Consider the following 17,678-nt stretch of genomic DNA (forward strand, 5'->3'; position numbering starts at 1 on the left):
CGGGAGTCCTTGGCTTCGCCCCGCCGCGGGCGATCCGGGCGGGGGGCGCCGCTGTGGCGCCGGTGCCTCCCCAAGGTGGGCGCGCCGCCCGCGCCGCGCCAGCGCCGCCGCGGTCGCGCCTGGCATGCGCGGAGGGCCGGGCTCGGCCGCGATCCCGGTCGCCGCGACGCTTCGTCCGGCCGGGGATGATCGCGCGGGACCGTGCAGCTTTCCTGGCTGGTGGAACGTTGCGTTTCCCGCAATAAGCGCCGGCGCGGAGCGGCGCGCATCCGGGAGAGACGGCATGGCCGGCAGCGGCATCGCGGGCGGCATCGCGAACGGCACCGCGAACGGCACCGCGAACGGCACCCGCGCGGCGCTGCGCGCCGCTCAGGGGCTGATCCTGGCCGCCGGACTGGGAACTGTGCTGGGAGCCGGGCCTGTCGCGGGCCCCGCCCGGGCGCAGGGGCCGGTCCCGGCCCAGCCCGCGCCCCTGCCCACGACGCCTCCGAACGCCCCCGCCGCGCCGGGAGCGCCGGCGGCGGAGCCGGGCCCGGCCGAGCCGGTGACCCGCGCCGGCTACTTCTACATCGGCGGCCGCTACCAGAAGCTCGGCGACAAGACCGTGATGGTCGGCCAGATGTTCGTGCAGTCGCGCACCCCGGCCCGGGTCACGCAGCCCTACCCGGTGGTGATGGTCCACGGCCTCGCCCAGACCGGCGTGAACTACCTCGCCACCGCGGACGGCCGCCCGGGCTGGGTGCAGCGCTTCGTCGAGAAGGGCTACCAGGTCTACGTGGTCGATCAGGTCGGGCGCGGGCGCTCGGGCACCAACCCGGAGGTCTACGGCCCCTACGACCGGCTCGGCACCCGCAGCCTGGAGCGCACCCACACGGCGCCCGAGGTCTACGACCTCTACCCGCAGGCCAAGCTCCACACCCGCTGGCCGGGCGGGGCCGGCGTGCAGGGCAACGCCGCCTTCGACCAATTCTTCGCCAGCCAGGTCCCGTTCCTCGCCAACAGCCAGCAGACCGAGGAATGGGTCGACCCGGCCCTGGTGGCGCTGCTGGACAGGATCGGGCCGGCGATCCTGCTCACCCACGGTCAGGCGGCCCTGTTCGGCTGGGCGGCCTCGGACGCGCGGCCGGACCTCGTGAAGGCCCATGTCGCCGTCGAGCCCAATGGCCCGCCCTTCTTCGACGTGCAGTTCCGCGGCGGCAAGGAGTTCTGGGAGAAGACCGGCGACGGGCGCGCCCGCGCCTACGGGCTGACCCGCATGCCGCTGACCTTCGACCCGCCGGTCCGGGCGCCCGAGGACCTGACGGTGGCGCAGGCGGCCAAGGGGTCCGAATCCAAGTCCGACAGGGCCGCGGACGGGCGGATCCGCTGCTGGCTGCAGGGCGAGCCCGTCCGGTCCCTGCCGAACCTCGCCAAGGTGCCGGCCGTGGTGGTGACCGCGGAGGCCTCCTTCCACGCGACCTACGACGACTGCACCGTCGCGTTCCTGACCCAGGCCGGCGCCAGGCCGGACGTGGTCCGGCTGGCCGACCGCGGCCTCCACGGCAACGGCCACATGATGATGCTGGAGACGAACAGCGACGCCGTCGCGGACGTCCTGGCCGGCTGGCTCGCGGACCGGGTGAAGTAGCTCCGCGGGACCGCCCCCCGCCGCACCACCGATACGTGTCGCTACGGCAACAGGCGTCGCCTTCCGCGTGAAGGCCGCTTGCGGCCGCGTCCGGCTGCCCGTAGTCCGGATGGAGAAAGATCAAGTTTTACAGTACTTTATCACAATTCTAAACAGCGCGGCCGAGACGCCGGGGTGGCCCCCGGCGCGCGCGGTCGGCTGCCCGCAGCGTCGCATCCGGCAAGAGACCATGAGAGCCGTCCCCCCCCTCCCCGGCGTCACCCTGCGCGCCCTGCTCGCCGGGGCCTCACTCGCCGTGCTGGCGCAGGCCGCGCCGAGCCTCGCCCAGGACGCGTCGCGCCGCGGCGGCGCCGGCCCGACCGCCGGCGGCAGCGTGCAGCTCGAGGAGCTGAGCGTCACCGGCCAGGGCGGCGGCCCGGCCTCCGGGGCCCCGGCCGGCGCACCCGTGCGCGGCGCGGAGAGCCCGACCGGCCCGATCGACGGCTACGTGGCCCGGCGCTCGGCGACCGCGACCAAGACCAACACCCCGCTGATCGAGACGCCGCAATCGATCAGCGTCGTGGGCCGCAAACAGCTCGACACCCAGAACGCCCAGACCCTCACCCAGGCGACCCAGTACGTCGCCGGCACCTACGCGGGCACCTTCGGCGCCGACACGCGCCTCGACTTCTTCCAGCTCCGCGGCTTCGTGGTCAGCGATTACGGCCTCTACCTCAACGGCCTGCAGCTCCTGAACTACGGCTTCGCCTACAGCCGCGTGAACACGTTCGGGCTGGAGCGCATCGAGGTGCTGCGCGGCCCCTCCGCGGTGCTGTTCGGCGCCGGCAATCCCGGCGGCCTGATCAACCAGATCAGCAAGCGCCCGACCGAGACCCCGTTCGGGCTCGTCGAGGTCGGCGGCGGCTCCTTCGACCAGCGCTACGCCGCCTTCGACGTCGGCGGCCCGGCCGACGCCGAGGGCCACTGGTTCGGCCGCCTGACCGGCTACGCCCGCAACGGCGGCACGCAGGTCCAGGGCGCGCCGGACGACAGCTACTACATCGCCCCGGCCTTCACCTATAAGCCGGACGGGTCGACCAAGTTCACGGTCCTGTCGAGCTTCCAGCACGACAACACGGCCGTGACGGCGAACTTCCTGCCCTATTACGGCACGGCCCGGCCGACCGTGCTCGGCCTGCGCATCCCGCGCTCGCTCAACGTGGGCGATGCCGGCTTCAACACCTTCCGGCGCGACCAGGCCTTCATCGGCTACGAGTTCGAGCACGTCTTCGACGACACCTGGGCGGTGCGCCAGAACGCCCGCTACGGCTACACGCAGAGCTTCCAGAATTCCTATATCGGCCAGCTCGGCTACACCGACCCGCTCCAGACCCAGCTCGGCCGCTACCTGTTCCGGGATTCCGCCAAGATCGCGCAGCTCGACGTCGACACGCAGGCCGAGGCCAAGTTCTTCGACGGCTTCTTCCGCCACGACTTCCTGATGGGCGTGGAGTACCGGAACTTCCAGATCCACGACAACCAGGCCTCGGGCTTCCCCGGCCCCGACCTCAACATCCTCGCGCCCGCTTACGGCCCGCAGGCGGTCTCGGCCTCGCCCTACCTGATCAACGCCAACTCGTTCCAGCAGGTCGGCCTCTACTTCCAGGACCAGATCAAGCTCACGCCGGAGCTGACCCTGATCCTCGGCGGCCGCCAGGACTTCGTCCAGAACACCGTCTACGACCGCCTGACGCCCGCCAACACCAACGGCCGCAACGACAGCGCCTTCACCTACCGGGCGGCGGCGATCTACAACTTCGACTTCGGCCTCGCGCCCTACATCATGTACGCGACCTCGTTCCAGCCCCAGATCGGCGTGGACATCAACAACCGCACCTTCAGGCCCGATACCGGCGACCAGGTCGAGGGCGGCGTCAAGTTCGAGCCGCCCGGCCAGGGCTACTTCCTGACGCTGGCGGGCTTCGACATCCACCGCAGCAACGTGCTCACCCCCAACCCGGTGAACACGATCTTCCAGACGCAGGTCGGCGCGGTGCGCTCCACCGGCTTCGAGGCGCAGCTCGTCGCCAACGTCGCCGACGGCCTCAACCTCGTGGCGTCCTTCACCAAGTTCGACTTCACCACCGAGCGGGATGCCGATCCGGTGCGGGTCGGCAAGACGCCGGTCAACATCCCCCAGACCCTGGCCTCGCTGTTCGCCGACTACACCATCCCGCTCGGGCCGTGGCGCGGCTTCGGCTTCGGCGGCGGCGTGCGCTACGTCGGCAGCTCCTTCGCGGACGTGGCCAACACCCTGCGGGTGCCCGACTACGTGCTGTTCGACGCGCAGGTGCACTACGATTACGAGAACTGGCGCTTCCAGGTGAACGCCTCGAACCTCGCCGACCGGCGCTACGTCGCCTCCTGCCAGTCGAACGTGTCGTGCTTCTACGGCGACGCCCGGCGGGTGCTGGCGAAGGTCAGCTACAAGTGGTGAGGCGGTCCGGGCGGTTCTTGTTAGCGGCCGCCCGCAGCATGGTGACCAGCCCCGTCATCGCGAGCGCAGCGAGGCGATCCAGGGCAGCGCGACATCGGCGGGCGTGGCGCTGCTGGATTGCTCCGCTCCGCTCGCAACGACGGCGGCGCTCCGATCAGCCGTCCGCAGCCTCCGCCCCGGTGATCGGCTGCGGCCCGGAGAGCCGGGTCGGCAGGGTGTCGATCCGCAGGGACCGGCGGAGCGCCCGCGAGAACGCGTCGACCGCCATCGTCACCAGCGCGGTGGCGGCGATCAGCACCAGGGCCACGTCGAGGCGCAATTCCGAGATCGCGGCGTCGACATAGAAGCCCAAGGTCGTGACCCCCAGGATGCCGAAGATCGCGCTCTCCCGCAGGATCAGCTCCCAGCGGTAGAGCAGGTAGGCCAGGAACTGCCCGTAGAGCCGCGGCACGGTCTCGTAGGCGTAGAGGTCGAGGCCCCGCGGCGCGTCCGCCCGGTAGGGGATCGCGTCGGCGTGGCGGCCCATCAGGTAGGCGACGATGCCGGCATTGTGCAGGGCCAGCGCCAGGATCGCCGGCAGCATCGAGGGGCCGAGCAGCTGCAGGGCGACGTAGGCCAGCATGTATTCCGGCGTGGAGCGCACCACCACGAGGAGCGCCCGCCCCAGCGGCCGCCCGATCGGCCCGGCGAAGCGCCGCGCGGTCAGCGGGAACAGGACGAGGGCCCCGAGGGCGGTGGCGGCCAGGGCGATCTGCGCCAGGATCAGGGTCTGGGCGGTCCCGGGCAGGACCTGCTCGGTCAGGATCGGGCGCAGCCACGACCAGAGCCGCGCCCAGGTCTCGGGCTCGGCGAGCGGCGCGCCCCGGAGCGGGGCCGGCACGACGTCGTGGCCGAGGAAGCGGGCGAGGCTCGGGCCGATCGCCGCGCTGCCGACGGTCGGCGGCAGCGCCAGCACGGCGCCGACGAGGAGGAACGGCAGGGTCCGGGCGCGCACCCAGAGCCGGCGCGTGCCGATCAGCGCGTAGAAGATCAGGAGCAGCGCCCCGGCCTCGGCGTAGCGGCCCTGGCGGAAGGCGGATTCGAAGGCGAAGCCCATGGTCGGCAGGCCGATGAAGCCCAGCACGAGGCTGGAGCGCAGGCCGCATTCGAGGCGATAGAGGGTGTAGTCGCGCATCCGTCCGGCCACTTCGGGCAGGCGCGCGTACAGGAAGGCTGAGACCGCGCCGGTGCCCGCGGGCAGGACGCGGAGCGCCGCGAGGTCGGCCTCCTCGATCAACTCGGCGTAGACCTTGGCGCAGATGCCCGCGTAGGGCAGCGCGATGGCGAGGACGCCGGTGGTCGCCGACAGGCCGAAGACCTGCATCAGCAGCAGCGCCCAGAACAGCTCGTGGACGGCGCGCAGGCCCGCGCAGGCGAGCCGGACGGCGCGCGAGCGGGCGAAGGGGACGGCGAGCAGCAGCCCCGTCCCGGCCCCGAGCCCGACGCCGAGCATCGCGAAGGCCACGGTGTAGAGGACGCTCCAGCCCTCGACCGCGAGAAAATCGGGCCGGATCAGGCCGCCCAGCAGCCGGGCGAGGTCGGCGAAGGGGTGGAGGGTCGTGACCTGCAGGTCGGCGACCAGCAGGCCGGCGAGCGCCGCCGCCAGGAACCAGCGGCTCACCGCCGCGTAGCCCGGCCGCGGCAGGAACCCGGCCTTGCCGGCGAGAGCGCCCATCAGGCGGCCTCGTAGAACGGGCTGAGCCGCGCCGGGTCGAGGCCGGCCGAGGGCGCGTCGAGGACGATCCGGCCGGCCTCCAGCACCACGATCCGGTCGGTGTGGGCGAGGGCCAGGGCCACGTCGTGGAGCGCCAGGATCAGGGTCTCGTGCCCGCGGGCCAGCTCGGTGAGGATCCGGCCGCCCTGCTGGCGGTCCAGCGCCGAGACCGGCTCGTCCGCCACCAGGATCGGCCGTCCGTTGTAGAGGGCGCGGGCCACCGAGACGCGCTGCTGCTGGCCGCCGGAGAGCTCCCCGGCCCGGTCCCAGAGCCGGTCCGCGAGCCCGACCCGGTCGAGGACCGCCGCCACGGCGGCGACGTCGGCCCGCGCCGGCCGGACCAGGGTGCGCAGGTTGTGCAGGGTCGAGCGCCGGTCGAGGCGGCCCATGTAGACGTTGTGGAACACCGAGAGCGGCCGCACCAGGGCGGCCGCCTGCGGCACCAGGGCCACCCGCCCGGGGGCCTGCCCGTGGATCAGGCCGATCAGGGTCGACTTGCCGGCCCCCGAGCGCCCCATGAGCGCGACCCGCTCGCCCGCCCGCACGGTCAGGTCGAGGCCCGACAGAACCGGGCGCCCGTCATAGGCCGCGGAGGCGTTCGCCAGGACGATGGCCGCGCCGGACCCCGCGCCCGACTCCTCGCCCGACTCCTCGCCGGCTGCCGCGCCGCGCGACACGCGCGTCAGTCCAGGAGGCCGGTGGAGCGTCCGACCTCGACGAGGGGCTCGTAGGCCGCGTTGGTCACGGGGATGAACTTCGAGCGCCCGAACGGCTCCAGGATCGCCGGGTTGGCGATGCCGGTCAGCGCGGCCCGCAGCCTGTCGGTGAAGCCGGCGCCGTAGGTCTGCTCCACGTCGCCCCGCACGGTCCACTGGTAATCGGGGAAGGTTGGGCTCTCCCAGATCACCGAGACGGCCTTCGGGTCGACCTTGCCGGCCTTCGAGTCGAGGTCCCAGACCGAGTAGTCGACGGCGCCGACCGCGAAGGCGCCGGACTGGACCAGCTGGATCGTCCGGGTGTGGTCGCCCGAGAAGCCGACCCGGGCGAAGACCTGCTCCGGGGTCTTCCCCGGGAAGGCCTGCCGGACGAAGTACTCGGGCATCAGCCGCCCGGAGGTCGAGGCGCGGGCGCCGAACGTGAAGGTCCTGCCCGCGACGGCCTTCGGGAAATCCTTCTCCGGCTTCAGCCCGGTGGCGGCGTTGGCGATGAGATAGGTCTTGAACGCCGCGTCCTCGGCGCCCTGCGCGATCGCCTGGGAGCCCGGCACGGCCTTGCGCGCCTGGACGCCGGTGAAGCCGCCGAACCACGCGAGCTGCACCTGCCCGTTGGTGAAGGCGGTGACCGCCGCCGGGTAGCTCTTCACCGGGATGTAGCGCACCGGCACGCCGAGCTCGGCCTCCAGATAGGCGGCGACCTTGCCGAAGCGCTCGACCAGCCGGCTCTCGTCCTGGTCGGGGATGCCGGTGAAGACGAGGGGCGGGAGCGCCTTCGCGGCCGGCTTCTCCTGCGCCCGCGCCGGCCCGGCGGCGGCCAGGGCCGCCAGGACGCCCAGGGCGAGCCGCCCCAGCCAGCCCGGTCCCGGCTTCGATCCCGACCTCGATCCCGGCTTGGAGCCCGGCTTGGAGCCCGGCTTCGATCCCAGCGTCGATCCCTGCATCGCGTCCTCGTGGCACCACGCCCACGCACGGTGGGCTCGCAACACGGCGGGCGTAGCAGAAGACGCCGCGCGCGCCAGCCTCGATCCTCGCGATCCCGGCGCCCTGCGGCGCCGGGAGACCGCCGAGACGCCGCCGGGATCCCCCCGGGAATCCGTCTCAGGCGCCGGGCGCCACCGCGATCGCCGACAGGGTGAGGTGCTCCGGCAGGGCGGCGTCCGGCACCGGCACGGCCCGGATCCCGGCCGGGAGCACGCCGCCGAGCAGGTCCAGGAAGTCTCCCGACGCGGCGATCTCGATCTCGGCCGCCTTGGCCTGGGTCTCGATCCGCGCCAGGGCGTTCATCGCCGGGCCCAGCACCGTGTACTCGGCCCGCACGCCGTCGTCGAAGACCCCGACCAGCAGGTCGCCCGCGTGCAGGGCGACCACGACCCGCAGGGGGAACAGATTCTCCCGGGCGCGGGCCGCGTTGAGCGCGGCGATCCGGTCGCGGATCGACAGGGCGCAGGCGAGCGCCGCGCGCGCCTGGACGTCGGGATGGCCGACGACGAACTGCACCAGCACCGCGTCGCCGATATACTTGTCGACGAGGCCGCCCTGCTCCGCCACCGCCGCCTGGGCCGCCGCCCGGACCCCCAGCAGGGCCGTCACCATGGCCTCGGGCGGGTGCTCGCGGGAGAGCCGCGAGAAGCCGCGGATGTCGAGGATCATCAGGCAGGCGTGGCGCCGGTGGATGCCGAGGCCGGAATCGCCGTCGTCGGCGGCGAGGTCGAGGGCGACCGTGTCGGGCACGAAGCGGGCGAGCTGGGTCCGCTCGTGCTCCATGCGCAGGGCCCGCACCACCGCGGCGCGCAGGCGGACCATGCCGTCGACCACCAGGAGGCCCGCCGCCATGAAGGTGGCGAGCCCGGTGAGCTGCGCGGTCGGGAAGGTGTCGGCGTTCGGGAACAGGTCCGGATGGATCAGGCCGACCAGGAAGGCCGCGCTCCAGCAGACGGTGACGAGCCCGCAGAATAGCAGGGTCTGCGCCACCCGCATGCTCAGGCCGGTCTGGAGCAGGAGCAGGAAGGCGGGCAGGCGGCTCACCGCGTCGGCGCCGAGCCCCGCCCCGCCCCCGGCCAGCATGTGCTCGATGATCACGTAGACGGCGAGCCCGGCATTGAGGCCGGTGCCGGCCCAGCTGTAGACGGTGGCCGCGGGGCCGCCGCCCCGCTCCCGCAGCCCGAACCAGATCGTGCCGAGGCCGTACAGGCCGAGGATGAACCAGTGGCTCAGGGCGTGCAGAGAGCCGTCATAGGCCTGGGCCGCCATCAGCAGCACCAGCACGATCACCACCCGGAGGCCGAGCAGGCGCAGGCCGCCGCCGGCCTGCATGGTCCGCAAAACCGCCTCGTCGTCCGATCCGGGATCCGCCCGGCCCTCGGCAGGAGCCCGCGCGGGCCGCAGCGCGGAGAGCGTCGGGTTGCCGGCGCTGCCCGAGGCCATCAACCGCCCCGGCCGAGGCGCCGGGCCGCCGCGAAGCGGTTGAGGAAGCGCGGCTCCTTCTCGGGGGCGATCCGGATCGCGAGATGCAGAGTGCCGTCGGCCTCCGACCGGCGGTCGAGGATCTCGGCGTTCTCGTAGAGCCAGTTCAGCGCCGCCCCGTCCTCCGGCGGCAGCGCCACCGCGAAGCTCGCGCGGTTGCGCCCGATCCGCGCCTCGATCCGGGCCGACAGCGCGGCGAGCCCCTCCCCGGTCACCGCCGAGACCAGGACCGGCGCGGCGCTGTCGCGGTCGTTGCGGGCCCTGGCCTGGCCGCTGAGGTTCAGGAGCCGCGCGCGCTCGTCGTCGTCGAGCAGGTCGGCCTTGTTCCAGACCTCGATGATCCGGTCGGTGCTGGTCTCGATGCCGAGCTCGCGCAGGACCTCGCCGACATCCTCGGCCTGGGCCTCGGAATCGACGTGGGCGACGTCGCGCACGTGGAGCAGCACGTCGGCCTCGATGGCGTCCTCGAGCGTCGCCCGGAAGGCCGCGATCAGGGGCGTCGGCAGGTCGGAGATGAAGCCCACCGTGTCCGACAGGATCACGGTCTCGCCGTGGGGCAGCTTGGTCGCCCGGGCGGTGGGGTCGAGGGTCGCGAACAGCATGTCCTTGGCGGTGACCTCGGCCCGGGTCAGGGCGTTGAACAGGCTCGACTTCCCGGCGTTCGTGTAGCCGACGAGCGCGACGATCGGGTACGGCACCCGGGCCCGGCTCTGCCGGTGCAGGCCGCGGGTGCGCACCACCGCGTCGAGGTCGCGCTCGATCCGGGTCATGCGCTCCTGGATCATGCGCCGGTCGGCCTCGATCTGGGTCTCGCCGGGGCCACCTAGGAAGCCGAAGCCGCCGCGCTGGCGCTCCAGGTGGGTCCAGGAGCGGACGAGGCGGGACTTCTGGTAGGCGAGGTGGGCGTGCTCGACCTGCAGCGTGCCCTCGCGCGTGGAGGCGCGGCGCCCGAAGATCTCCAGGATCAGGCCGGTGCGGTCGATGACCTTGGCGCCCCAGGCCTTCTCGAGGTTGCGCTGCTGCACCGGCGACAGGGCGCAGTCCATCACGACGAGGCCGATCTCGCGGGCGCGGATCAGGCCGGCGATCTCCTCGACCCGGCCCTTGCCGAGATAGGTGGAGGGCCGGATCCGCGGCAGGCTGACGGCGAGGCTCTCGACCACGTCGAGCTCGATCGCGGCGGCGAGCCCGGTCGCCTCGTCGAGGCGGGCCTCCACGGAGCGCGACGGCGCGGCCGGTCCGGGGCCGGCCCCCGCCGCGCCGCGGGCGAGGTAGGGGCCGATCACCAGGGTGTGGGTCGCCGCGGCGATCTCGCCCTCGGGGGCGGCCTGCGCCTGGAGGCGGGCTTCGCCGGACGTCAGCGTTTCGGTCATACGGCCTTCGGCGCCGCCGCCCCGGGCGACGGCTTCGTTGGAGAGGTCGGAGTGTCAGAATGGGGATGCGGGCGGGCCGGGCCAAGATGCCGGCCGCGAACGGGCACAGATATCCGTCGGCGGGCGGGGTATCCGCCCTCCCCCGCCGCGGCCGCGCCGGTCGCGCGGCGTCGCCCGCGCGGCGCATCGGGCCTCCGACCCGCCCGATCCCCGGCTTCCGGCCCGCTAGGCGCCGGGGCCGCCGGCCCTCACGCCTTCTCGGCGGTCTCGTCCGGCTCGAACAGCTGCACCGGGTGGCCCGGCATGATCGTGGAGATCGCGTGCTTGTAGACCAGCTGCGAGTGCCCGTCCCGGCGCAGCAGCACGCAGAAATTGTCGAACCACGTCACCACGCCCTGCAGCTTGACGCCGTTGACGAGGAAGATGGTCAGCGGAATCTTGTTCTTGCGGACATGGTTGAGAAAGGTGTCCTGAAGGTTCTGTGCGCGTTCGCCCGCCATCTTCTTGGCCTTCTTGTTGTCCCGGCTCGCTCGGTCCGGGAGGAGTATGCCGCGGGCCGGATCGTCCGATCATCCGGTCCAGGGCCGTGTATACCAACACCATGACGACGTGAAAGCGTGGGTGCAAGCAACCCCCGTTCCAGCCGATCCGTGACGGATCGGCCCCGCCCTCAACGCGCGCCCCGGCGCCGCGGCCTCACGGGCCGATGCCGAGGGACTTCAACTTGCGGTGCAGGGCCGAGCGCTCCATGCCGATGAACTCGGCGGTGCGCGAGATGTTGCCCGAGAACCGCGCGATCTGCGCCACGAGGTACTCGCGCTCGAAGATCTCGCGGGCCTCCCGGAGCGCGAGGCTCATCAGCTTCTCGCCGCCCGCGCCGCCCGGCGTCGTCGGCACCAGGGCGCCGATCTCGGAGGGCAGCATCTCCGAGGTGACCTCCTGCTCCGGGTCGGCCTGGGTCAGGATCATCAGCCGCTCGACGTTGTTCTTGAGCTGGCGCACGTTCCCCGGCCAGTTGTGCGACTGCAGCACCGCCATGGCGTCCTCGGCGATCCGGCGCTTGGGCAGGCCGGTCTGGGACGAGATGTTGTCCATGAAGAACTGGATCAGCTCGGGCACGTCCTCCCGGCGCTCCGACAGGGCCGGGACCCGGATCGGCACCACCGACAGGCGGTGGAACAGGTCCTCGCGGAAGCGGCCGGCGGCGATCTCCTCCTGAAGGTCCCGGGAGGACGAGGAGATGATGCGGACATCGACGTGGACCCGCGTCGTGCCGCCGACCCGCTGGAAGTTCTGGTCGACGAGGACGCGCAGGATCCGGTTCTGGGTCTCCCGCGGCATGTCGGCGACCTCGTCGAGGTAGAGGGTGCCGCCGTGGGCCTCCTCCAGGGCGCCGACCCGCCGGCCGCTCTCGCCCTCGACCCCGAACAGCTCGGCCTCCATGGTCTCGGGCAGGATCGCCGCCGCGTTGAGGAGCACGAACGGGCCGTTCGAGCGGGCCGAGGCCTTGTGCAGGCTGCGCGCCGCGAGCTCCTTGCCGGCGCCCAGCGCCCCGGTGATCATCACCCGGGCGTTCGTCGGCGCCACCCGGTCGAGGGTCTGGCGCAGCTGGTTGATGGCGAGCGACGTGCCGACGATGCGGTTGGTGGCGCCGGAGCGCGCCGTCAGGTCGCGGACCTCGCGCCGGAGCCGGGAGGCCTCCAGCGCCCGCTCGGCCACCAGGATCAGCCGGTCGGCCTTGAACGGCTTCTCGATGAAGTCGTAGGCGCCCGCCTTGATGGCCGAGACCGCGGTCTCGATGTTGCCGTGGCCCGAGATCATCACCACCGGCAGGTCGGGGTTCGCGGCCTTGATCAGGTCGAGCACCTGCAGGCCGTCGAGCCGGGAGCCCTGCAGCCAGATGTCGAGGAAGACGAGGTGCGGCCGGCGCGCCTCGATGGCGGCGAGCGCCTCGTCCGAGCCGCCGGCCGTGCGGCAGCGGTGGCCCTCGTCGTCCAGGATCCCGGCGACGAGGTCGCGGATGTCGGCCTCGTCGTCGACGATCAGGATATCGGCGCTCATACGTGCATCTCCGCGATCCGGGGGGCCGTCGGCGCGGCGCCCTTCTCCTCTGTCGTGACGGGACTGGTCTCAGGGGCCGCCGCCGCCGGCTCGGGCCCGTGCTCGCGCGGGACCCGCATCCGGACCTGGCCGCCGCGGCCGGCGGGATTGTCGTTCAGCTCGATCCCGCCGCCGTGCTCCTCGAGCACCTTGCTGACGATAGCAAGCCCCAGCCCGGTTCCACCCTCGCGGGTGGTCATGTAGGGCTCGAGCAGGCGCTGGCGCCCCTCGGCCGGGAATCCCTTGCCGTTGTCGGTGACGGCGATCACCGCGAACCCGTCCTCGACGGCGAGGTTCAGGCTGATCTTGCCCTTGCCGAGCTCGGCCTCCGGCACCTCGGCCACCGCCTCGACGGCGTTCTTGAGGATGTTGGTGATCACCTGGCTGAGCAGCCGGATGTCGAAGGCCGCCACGATCTTCTCCGCACTGCCCGCGCCGCCCTGGGCCGAGAACGCGAAGTCGATGTCCGGGTGCGCGACCCGCATCATGAACAGGTTCTGCTTGGCGATCTCGGTGAGGTCGTTCGGCGCGATGGCGGGCTTCGGCATCCGCGCGAAGGCCGAGAACTCGTCGACCATGCGCTTGATCTCGTCCACCTGGCGCACGATCGTGGCGGTGCACTGGTCGAACACCTCCTTGTCGGCGGTGATGACCTTCCCGTACTTGCGCCGGATCCGCTCGGCGGAGAGCTGGATCGGGGTCAGCGGGTTCTTGATCTCGTGGGCGATGCGGCGCGCCACGTCGCCCCAGGCGGAGCTGCGCTGCGCCTGGACGAGGTCGGTGATGTCGTCGAGCGTCACCACCGAGCCGCGGGACGCCCCCTGCGCCTGCTCGCTCGTGACCCGCACCGTGATGGTGCGCTCGCCCCGGGACCGGGTGAGCTGGACCTGCTGCTGCTGCAGGCTGCGCGGGCGCGCCTCGCTCTCGGCCAGCACCGGCGCGAGCTCCGGCACCGCGCGGGCCAGCGGCTCGCCGACCAGGGCGTCGCTCGCGAGGTCGAGCATCCGCTCGGCGGCGGGGTTGGCGATGGTGACGAAGCCCGCCGCGTCGAGGCCGATCACCCCGGGCGAGACCCCCGACAGCACGGCCTCGGTGAAGCGGCGGCGGGTGTCGATCAGGTCGCTCGCGGCGATCAGGCCGGCGTGCTGGCGGCGCAGCTCCTGGGTCATCTTGTTGAAGCTCTCGCCCAGGTGGGCGAGGTCGCCGCTGGTCTTCTTGGTCGGCACCTGGGCGTAGAAATTGCCCGACGCCACCTGGTCGGCGGCGTTGATCAGCCGCCGGATCGGCGCCACGAACCGGTTGGCGAAGTTCATGCCGAACCAGACGGCCGAGAGCAGCGCGATCAGCGCGATCAGCAGGAACACCGACGCGAAGGTGATCTGGATCGAGCGGCGCAGCGAATCGTAGGTGAGGTACTCGGCCGCCGCCGCCCGGGACACGCCCGGGAACTCGATGGCGAGCTGGCTCACCTCCCGCTGCACCATCAGCACGGCGTCGTCGTAGGCCGGCATGCGCAGCAGCGCGGCGAAGACCCGGCCCTCGGTGGGCAGGAGGCAGATCGGATCGGCGGAGTTCGCCGCGTCCTCGAAGGCCGCCGCCGAGGGCAGGCGGTTCGTCTTCAGGACGTCGATCTTGGCCCGGGCCACCACCTCGGTGGGGCCGCGCATGATCTGCGCCACCGGCAGGCCGAGATTGGTCGCCCGGGTGGTCAGGAAGGTCTGGAACCAGTCCCGGTTCACGTCGAAGTTCGGCCGGGCCCGGGTGAGGTCGTCGGCGAGGATGCGGATCTCGCGGGCGAGGCTCTGGCACTGGTTCTCCTGGTAGGCGTCGGCCACCTCCACGGATTTCAGCACCACGTCCCGGACCCGGTCGGTGAAGCCGAGCGACAGGCCCCGGTCGATCGTCACCGAGGCGACCACGGCGAGCAGGATCGTCGGCAGGATCGCGATCAGCGAGAACAGGCCGACGATGCGGGTGTGCAGGCGCGCCACCGCGGCGTTGGCCTTGCGGGCGTGCAGGAAGACCCGCGCCTCCCAGGCGATGATGACCGCGAGGCCGAGCACCAGGGCGGCGTTGATGGCCAGCAGCGTCACGCCGTAGGCCGGCGTCGGCGTCACCCGGATCACCCCGGCCAGGATCAGGAAGGTCGCGAGCGCCGAGACCAGGGCGGTGATCACCATGGCGGCGCCGATCCAGCCGGGACCGCGCGGGCCCGGCCGCAGCGATTCCGCCAGAGGCGTGCCGGACGGCTGGGACGCCTCGGGGCCCGCGGGCGTGCCCGCGTCCCGCTGATCCGCGGCCGGCTGGACAGCGTCCTGCTGGCCCGCGTCCTGCTGGACCGCGTCCTGGCCCGCCCCGTCGGCACCCCTCTCGGGGACCGACGCGGGGCCTTCCTCTGTCCGTGAGCGTCTCAGGAACGGCATGACTGGTGCAGGGCCACAACAGTGTGGCGGAATTAATACGAATCCGGGCGTCCGGGCGGCGGATCGGCGGCGCGATCCGCCGCACGCGGGCGGCCTTGACCGCGCCCCGCCCCGCCCGTACCCCCGGTCGCGGAGGCGAACGGGGTCTGGTGGCCCTCCTGGTCTTCAAAACCAGTGGTACGCCAACAGCGTACGGTGGGTTCGATTCCCATCCGCTTCCGCCACGCTTCAGACAATCGAAACCGATGAACCAGTGTTCGCCGATATTCAGGCGACACGTACGATTAAATTCGCGATACTGCTTCATCGGAACTGTGGGGGTGCCGGCTCGTTTCCCGCGATCGATCCCGCACGGGTGCCCGCGTGAAGAACCGATCCGCCGCCACCGTCCCGTTCCCGCCGGCCGCGGCCGGCCGCGCGCGCTGAGGCCGGCCATGCTGGACAGACTCGTCACGCTCCTCCCGCCCGGCGCCCGCGAGGCGCTGCGAACCCTCGCGGCGCGCCGGCCCGTGCGCCTTCCCGTGGGACTTCCCCCGCGTCGGCCGGGCGCCGAGGCCACGATCCTGCCGGGGCTCGACGCGCGGCCCGCCCCGATGGCGCCGCTGCACCCGCCCGCCGCCATCAACGACAATCCCCTCCAGGCCCTCCACGACGCCGTCGAGCGGGACCTGCGCGCCAGCGGCCACCTGCGCTGAGCGCGGGCCGCGCGGCCGACCGTCAGCGCTTGGCCGGTGCGGGGCCTTCGGGAATCGTCCCGGGCGCGATCCAGTGGCAGGCCGTGGTGCCGCGCACGGCGGCGCAGTCGTAGCTCGCGCCGCCCAGCGTCACCTTGTCGACGATGCCGGCGAGGTCCGTGCGCGCCAGCGCCGCGCAGCCGAGATGGTCCGCCTTGGGGTCGGCCAAGTGCGCCGCGGCCGCCGCCGCACCGTCGCGCATCAGCATGCGGTAATTGGCCAGCGACGGGCAGCCGATCACCGGCGGCCCGGCCCGCCGGTCCGGGACGCTCCTGTCGGGGCGGGGCGCGCGGGGCGCCTGCTGGGCCTGGACCGGCGCCGCGCCGAGGCCGAGGGCCAGCGCGACGAGGACGGCGTCGGGGAGGAGGCGGCGTGTCATGGGCCGCTCGTAGCACGGCGCGTCCGGTGTTGCGCATCCACCGCGCCGCTACGCTCAGCCCCCCGGCCGGCCCCCTCGCCCGGCCGCCGCAGACCTGCGGCGGATTGGGGGCTCGCCTGCGGATGTTCAGGCTTGACCGCGGGCCCGCCATTTGCGAGCGCCGCGCAGGAACGGAGGACGGGCCATGACGACGGAAATCGACAGCGACCAGAGACTGCACTTGGTCTTCGGCGGTGAATTGCAGGATCTCGACGGGGTCCGGTTCCGGGACATCAAGGACCTCGACATCGTCGGCATCTTCCCGGACTACGCCACCGCCCAGGCCGCGTGGCGGGCCAAGGCCCAGGCCACCGTCGACAGCGCGCAGACGCGCTACTTCGTGGTGCACCTGCACCGGCTGCTGGAGCCGCCGGCCCCCTGAGGGGACCGGGCGCGCGGGGATCCGAACCCGGGTCCGGGGCCGGGTCCGCCGCGCGCGTCCGCGGTGAGAGCGGGGTAAGAGCGCGGTGAGGGCGCGGCCGTGAAGGCATTGTGACACTTCCGGCCCGCTGCTAAGAGCCTCGCCCGTCATCGGATCGTTCCGGCTCCTCGGGAGACCGGTCTGAACAAGAGCGGCGGGAGGTCCGGCCGCGAGCGAGCGGCCGCCCATGAAATCCTCGATCAAGATCATCGCCGGGAATGCCAGCCGGCCCCTGGCCGAGGCGATCGCGGCCTATCTCGAATTGCCGCTCGCCAAGTGCATGGTCCGGCGCTTCGCCGACATGGAGATCTTCGTCGAGCTCCAGGAGAACGTGCGCGGCGAGGACGTGTTCATCGTCCAGTCGACCTCGTTCCCGGCGAACGACCACCTGATGGAGCTGCTGATCATGATCGACGCCGCGCGCCGGTCCTCGGCCCGGCGCATCACGGCGGTGATCCCGTATTTCGGCTACGCGCGGCAGGACCGGCGCACCTCCGGCCGCACCCCGATCTCGGCCAAGCTGGTGGCGAACCTGATCACGGAGGCCGGCGCCGACCGCGTCCTGACCCTCGACCTCCACGCCGGCCAGATCCAGGGCTTCTTCGACATCCCCACCGACAACCTGTTCGCCGCCCCCGTGATGGTGCGCGACATCAAGGAGCGGCTGCCGAGCGCCGACCGGATGGTGGTCTCGCCGGACGTCGGCGGCGTGGTCCGGGCGCGCGCCATCGCCAAGCGGATCGACTGCCCGCTGGCCATCGTCGACAAGCGCCGCGAGCGCCCCGGCGAGTCCGAGGTGATGAACATCATCGGCGAGGTCGAGGGCCGCTCCTGCATCCTCGTGGACGACATCGTCGATTCGGGCGGCACCCTGGTCAACGCCGCCGAGGCCCTGCTCAACGCCGGTGCCAAGGACGTCTCGGCCTACATCACGCACGGCGTGCTGTCGGGCGGCGCGGTCTCGCGCATCGCCGCCTCGCGGATGAAGGAGCTGGTGATCACCGACTCGATCCAGCCGACGCAGGCCGTCAAGCTCGCCCGCAACATCCGGGTGGCGACGATCGCGCCGCTGCTCGGCGAGGCGATCGGCCGGACCGCGACCGAATCCAGCGTCTCCAGCCTGTTCGACTGACGGCGCCGTCCGGCCGATTCTGGCCGGTCCTGAGGCGCCCCG

Annotated in this window: 14 protein-coding genes and 1 tRNA gene; 6 read left to right on the forward strand and 9 right to left on the reverse strand. The window is 72.5% G+C overall.

Annotation, left to right across the window (positions count from 1 at the left end; genetic code table 11):
* The first annotated feature begins 283 nt into the window (after window positions 1-283).
* Together BM419_RS13565 and BM419_RS13570 are read left to right on the forward strand one after the other, a co-directional pair.
* Window positions 284-1,627 carry an alpha/beta hydrolase gene (locus BM419_RS13565; protein WP_020095564.1) on the forward strand — a complete coding sequence of 448 codons (1,344 nt, stop codon included), beginning with the start codon at window positions 284-286 and terminating at the stop codon, window positions 1,625-1,627.
* A gap of 229 nt (window positions 1,628-1,856) precedes the next feature.
* The gene (locus BM419_RS13570) at window positions 1,857-4,103 is read left to right on the forward strand and encodes a TonB-dependent siderophore receptor (RefSeq protein WP_020095565.1); all 2,247 of its coding nucleotides are present in this window, start codon (window positions 1,857-1,859) and stop codon (window positions 4,101-4,103) included.
* Between the two features lie 154 nt (window positions 4,104-4,257).
* Here BM419_RS13570 and BM419_RS13575 read toward each other — a convergent pair whose 3' ends face one another.
* The 8 genes from BM419_RS13575 to BM419_RS13610 all read right to left on the reverse strand — a co-directional run bounded on the left by BM419_RS13575 (window position 4,258) and on the right by BM419_RS13610 (window position 14,931).
* The gene (locus BM419_RS13575) at window positions 4,258-5,817 is read right to left on the reverse strand and encodes a PhnE/PtxC family ABC transporter permease (protein WP_020095566.1); all 1,560 of its coding nucleotides are present in this window, start codon (window positions 5,815-5,817) and stop codon (window positions 4,258-4,260) included.
* Window positions 5,817-6,533 carry an ATP-binding cassette domain-containing protein gene (locus BM419_RS13580; protein WP_020095567.1) on the reverse strand — a complete coding sequence of 239 codons (717 nt, stop codon included), beginning with the start codon at window positions 6,531-6,533 and terminating at the stop codon, window positions 5,817-5,819. The genes BM419_RS13575 and BM419_RS13580 overlap by 1 nt, the downstream gene beginning before the upstream one ends.
* Before the next feature lie 5 nt (window positions 6,534-6,538).
* The gene (locus BM419_RS13585; protein ID WP_020095568.1) at window positions 6,539-7,513 is read right to left on the reverse strand and encodes a putative selenate ABC transporter substrate-binding protein; all 975 of its coding nucleotides are present in this window, start codon (window positions 7,511-7,513) and stop codon (window positions 6,539-6,541) included.
* A gap of 157 nt (window positions 7,514-7,670) precedes the next feature.
* On the reverse strand, window positions 7,671-8,996 hold the full coding sequence (locus BM419_RS13590) for an adenylate/guanylate cyclase domain-containing protein (protein ID WP_020095569.1): 1,326 nt from the start codon (window positions 8,994-8,996) through the stop codon (window positions 7,671-7,673).
* Window positions 8,996-10,408, reverse strand: a complete 1,413-nt coding sequence (gene hflX, locus BM419_RS13595) for a GTPase HflX (protein WP_020095570.1) — start codon at window positions 10,406-10,408, stop codon at window positions 8,996-8,998. Before hflX ends, BM419_RS13590 begins: the two co-directional genes overlap by 1 nt.
* Window positions 10,409-10,656: 248 nt before the next feature.
* On the reverse strand, window positions 10,657-10,908 hold the full coding sequence (gene hfq / locus BM419_RS13600) for an RNA chaperone Hfq (protein ID WP_007563033.1): 252 nt from the start codon (window positions 10,906-10,908) through the stop codon (window positions 10,657-10,659).
* Window positions 10,909-11,104: 196 nt separating this feature from the next.
* Window positions 11,105-12,469 (reverse strand): nitrogen assimilation response regulator NtrX, encoded by a 1,365-nt coding sequence (locus BM419_RS13605; RefSeq protein WP_020095571.1) that lies wholly within the window; start codon window positions 12,467-12,469, stop codon window positions 11,105-11,107.
* Window positions 12,466-14,931 carry a sensor histidine kinase NtrY-like gene (locus tag BM419_RS13610; RefSeq protein ID WP_091683142.1) on the reverse strand — a complete coding sequence of 822 codons (2,466 nt, stop codon included), beginning with the start codon at window positions 14,929-14,931 and terminating at the stop codon, window positions 12,466-12,468. Before BM419_RS13610 ends, BM419_RS13605 begins: the two co-directional genes overlap by 4 nt.
* Before the next feature lie 131 nt (window positions 14,932-15,062).
* Here BM419_RS13610 and BM419_RS13615 point away from each other — a divergent pair.
* Window positions 15,063-15,155 (forward strand) — tRNA-Sec (locus tag BM419_RS13615).
* 210 nt (window positions 15,156-15,365) lie between these two features.
* A complete protein-coding gene (locus tag BM419_RS13620; RefSeq protein ID WP_091683143.1) occupies window positions 15,366-15,626 on the forward strand; it encodes a hypothetical protein in 261 nt (86 codons plus the stop codon).
* 22 nt (window positions 15,627-15,648) lie between these two features.
* Here BM419_RS13620 and BM419_RS13625 read toward each other — a convergent pair whose 3' ends face one another.
* Window positions 15,649-16,044: a hypothetical protein gene (locus tag BM419_RS13625; RefSeq protein ID WP_056524642.1), complete on the reverse strand. Its 396-nt coding sequence runs from the start codon at window positions 16,042-16,044 to the stop codon at window positions 15,649-15,651.
* A gap of 184 nt (window positions 16,045-16,228) precedes the next feature.
* Between BM419_RS13625 and BM419_RS13630 the strand changes: the two genes are divergently transcribed.
* Both BM419_RS13630 and BM419_RS13635 read left to right on the forward strand, forming a co-directional pair.
* Entirely contained in the window at window positions 16,229-16,465 is a 237-nt protein-coding gene (locus BM419_RS13630; protein ID WP_091926752.1) for a DUF4170 domain-containing protein, read from the forward strand.
* Window positions 16,466-16,691: 226 nt separating this feature from the next.
* On the forward strand, window positions 16,692-17,636 hold the full coding sequence (locus BM419_RS13635) for a ribose-phosphate pyrophosphokinase (protein ID WP_012318471.1): 945 nt from the start codon (window positions 16,692-16,694) through the stop codon (window positions 17,634-17,636).
* Window positions 17,637-17,678 lie beyond the last annotated feature (42 nt).

Source organism: Methylobacterium sp. yr668, from assembly GCF_900116245.1.
GTDB lineage: Bacteria > Pseudomonadota > Alphaproteobacteria > Rhizobiales > Beijerinckiaceae > Methylobacterium.

Coding starts and splice junctions, on each gene's coding strand:
- BM419_RS13575 (WP_020095566.1), bottom strand. CDS start 5,817: ATGGGCGCTCTCGCCGGCAAGGCCGGGTTCCTGCCGCGGCCGGGCTAC.
- BM419_RS13630 (WP_091926752.1), top strand. CDS start 16,229: ATGACGACGGAAATCGACAGCGACCAGAGACTGCACTTGGTCTTCGGC.
- BM419_RS13585 (WP_020095568.1), bottom strand. CDS start 7,513: ATGCAGGGATCGACGCTGGGATCGAAGCCGGGCTCCAAGCCGGGCTCC.
- BM419_RS13635 (WP_012318471.1), top strand. CDS start 16,692: ATGAAATCCTCGATCAAGATCATCGCCGGGAATGCCAGCCGGCCCCTG.
- BM419_RS13590 (WP_020095569.1), bottom strand. CDS start 8,996: ATGGCCTCGGGCAGCGCCGGCAACCCGACGCTCTCCGCGCTGCGGCCC.
- BM419_RS13605 (WP_020095571.1), bottom strand. CDS start 12,469: ATGAGCGCCGATATCCTGATCGTCGACGACGAGGCCGACATCCGCGAC.
- BM419_RS13610 (WP_091683142.1), bottom strand. CDS start 14,931: ATGCCGTTCCTGAGACGCTCACGGACAGAGGAAGGCCCCGCGTCGGTC.
- BM419_RS13625 (WP_056524642.1), bottom strand. CDS start 16,044: ATGACACGCCGCCTCCTCCCCGACGCCGTCCTCGTCGCGCTGGCCCTC.
- BM419_RS13565 (WP_020095564.1), top strand. CDS start 284: ATGGCCGGCAGCGGCATCGCGGGCGGCATCGCGAACGGCACCGCGAAC.
- hflX (WP_020095570.1), bottom strand. CDS start 10,408: ATGACCGAAACGCTGACGTCCGGCGAAGCCCGCCTCCAGGCGCAGGCC.
- hfq (WP_007563033.1), bottom strand. CDS start 10,908: ATGGCGGGCGAACGCGCACAGAACCTTCAGGACACCTTTCTCAACCAT.
- BM419_RS13570 (WP_020095565.1), top strand. CDS start 1,857: ATGAGAGCCGTCCCCCCCCTCCCCGGCGTCACCCTGCGCGCCCTGCTC.
- BM419_RS13620 (WP_091683143.1), top strand. CDS start 15,366: ATGCTGGACAGACTCGTCACGCTCCTCCCGCCCGGCGCCCGCGAGGCG.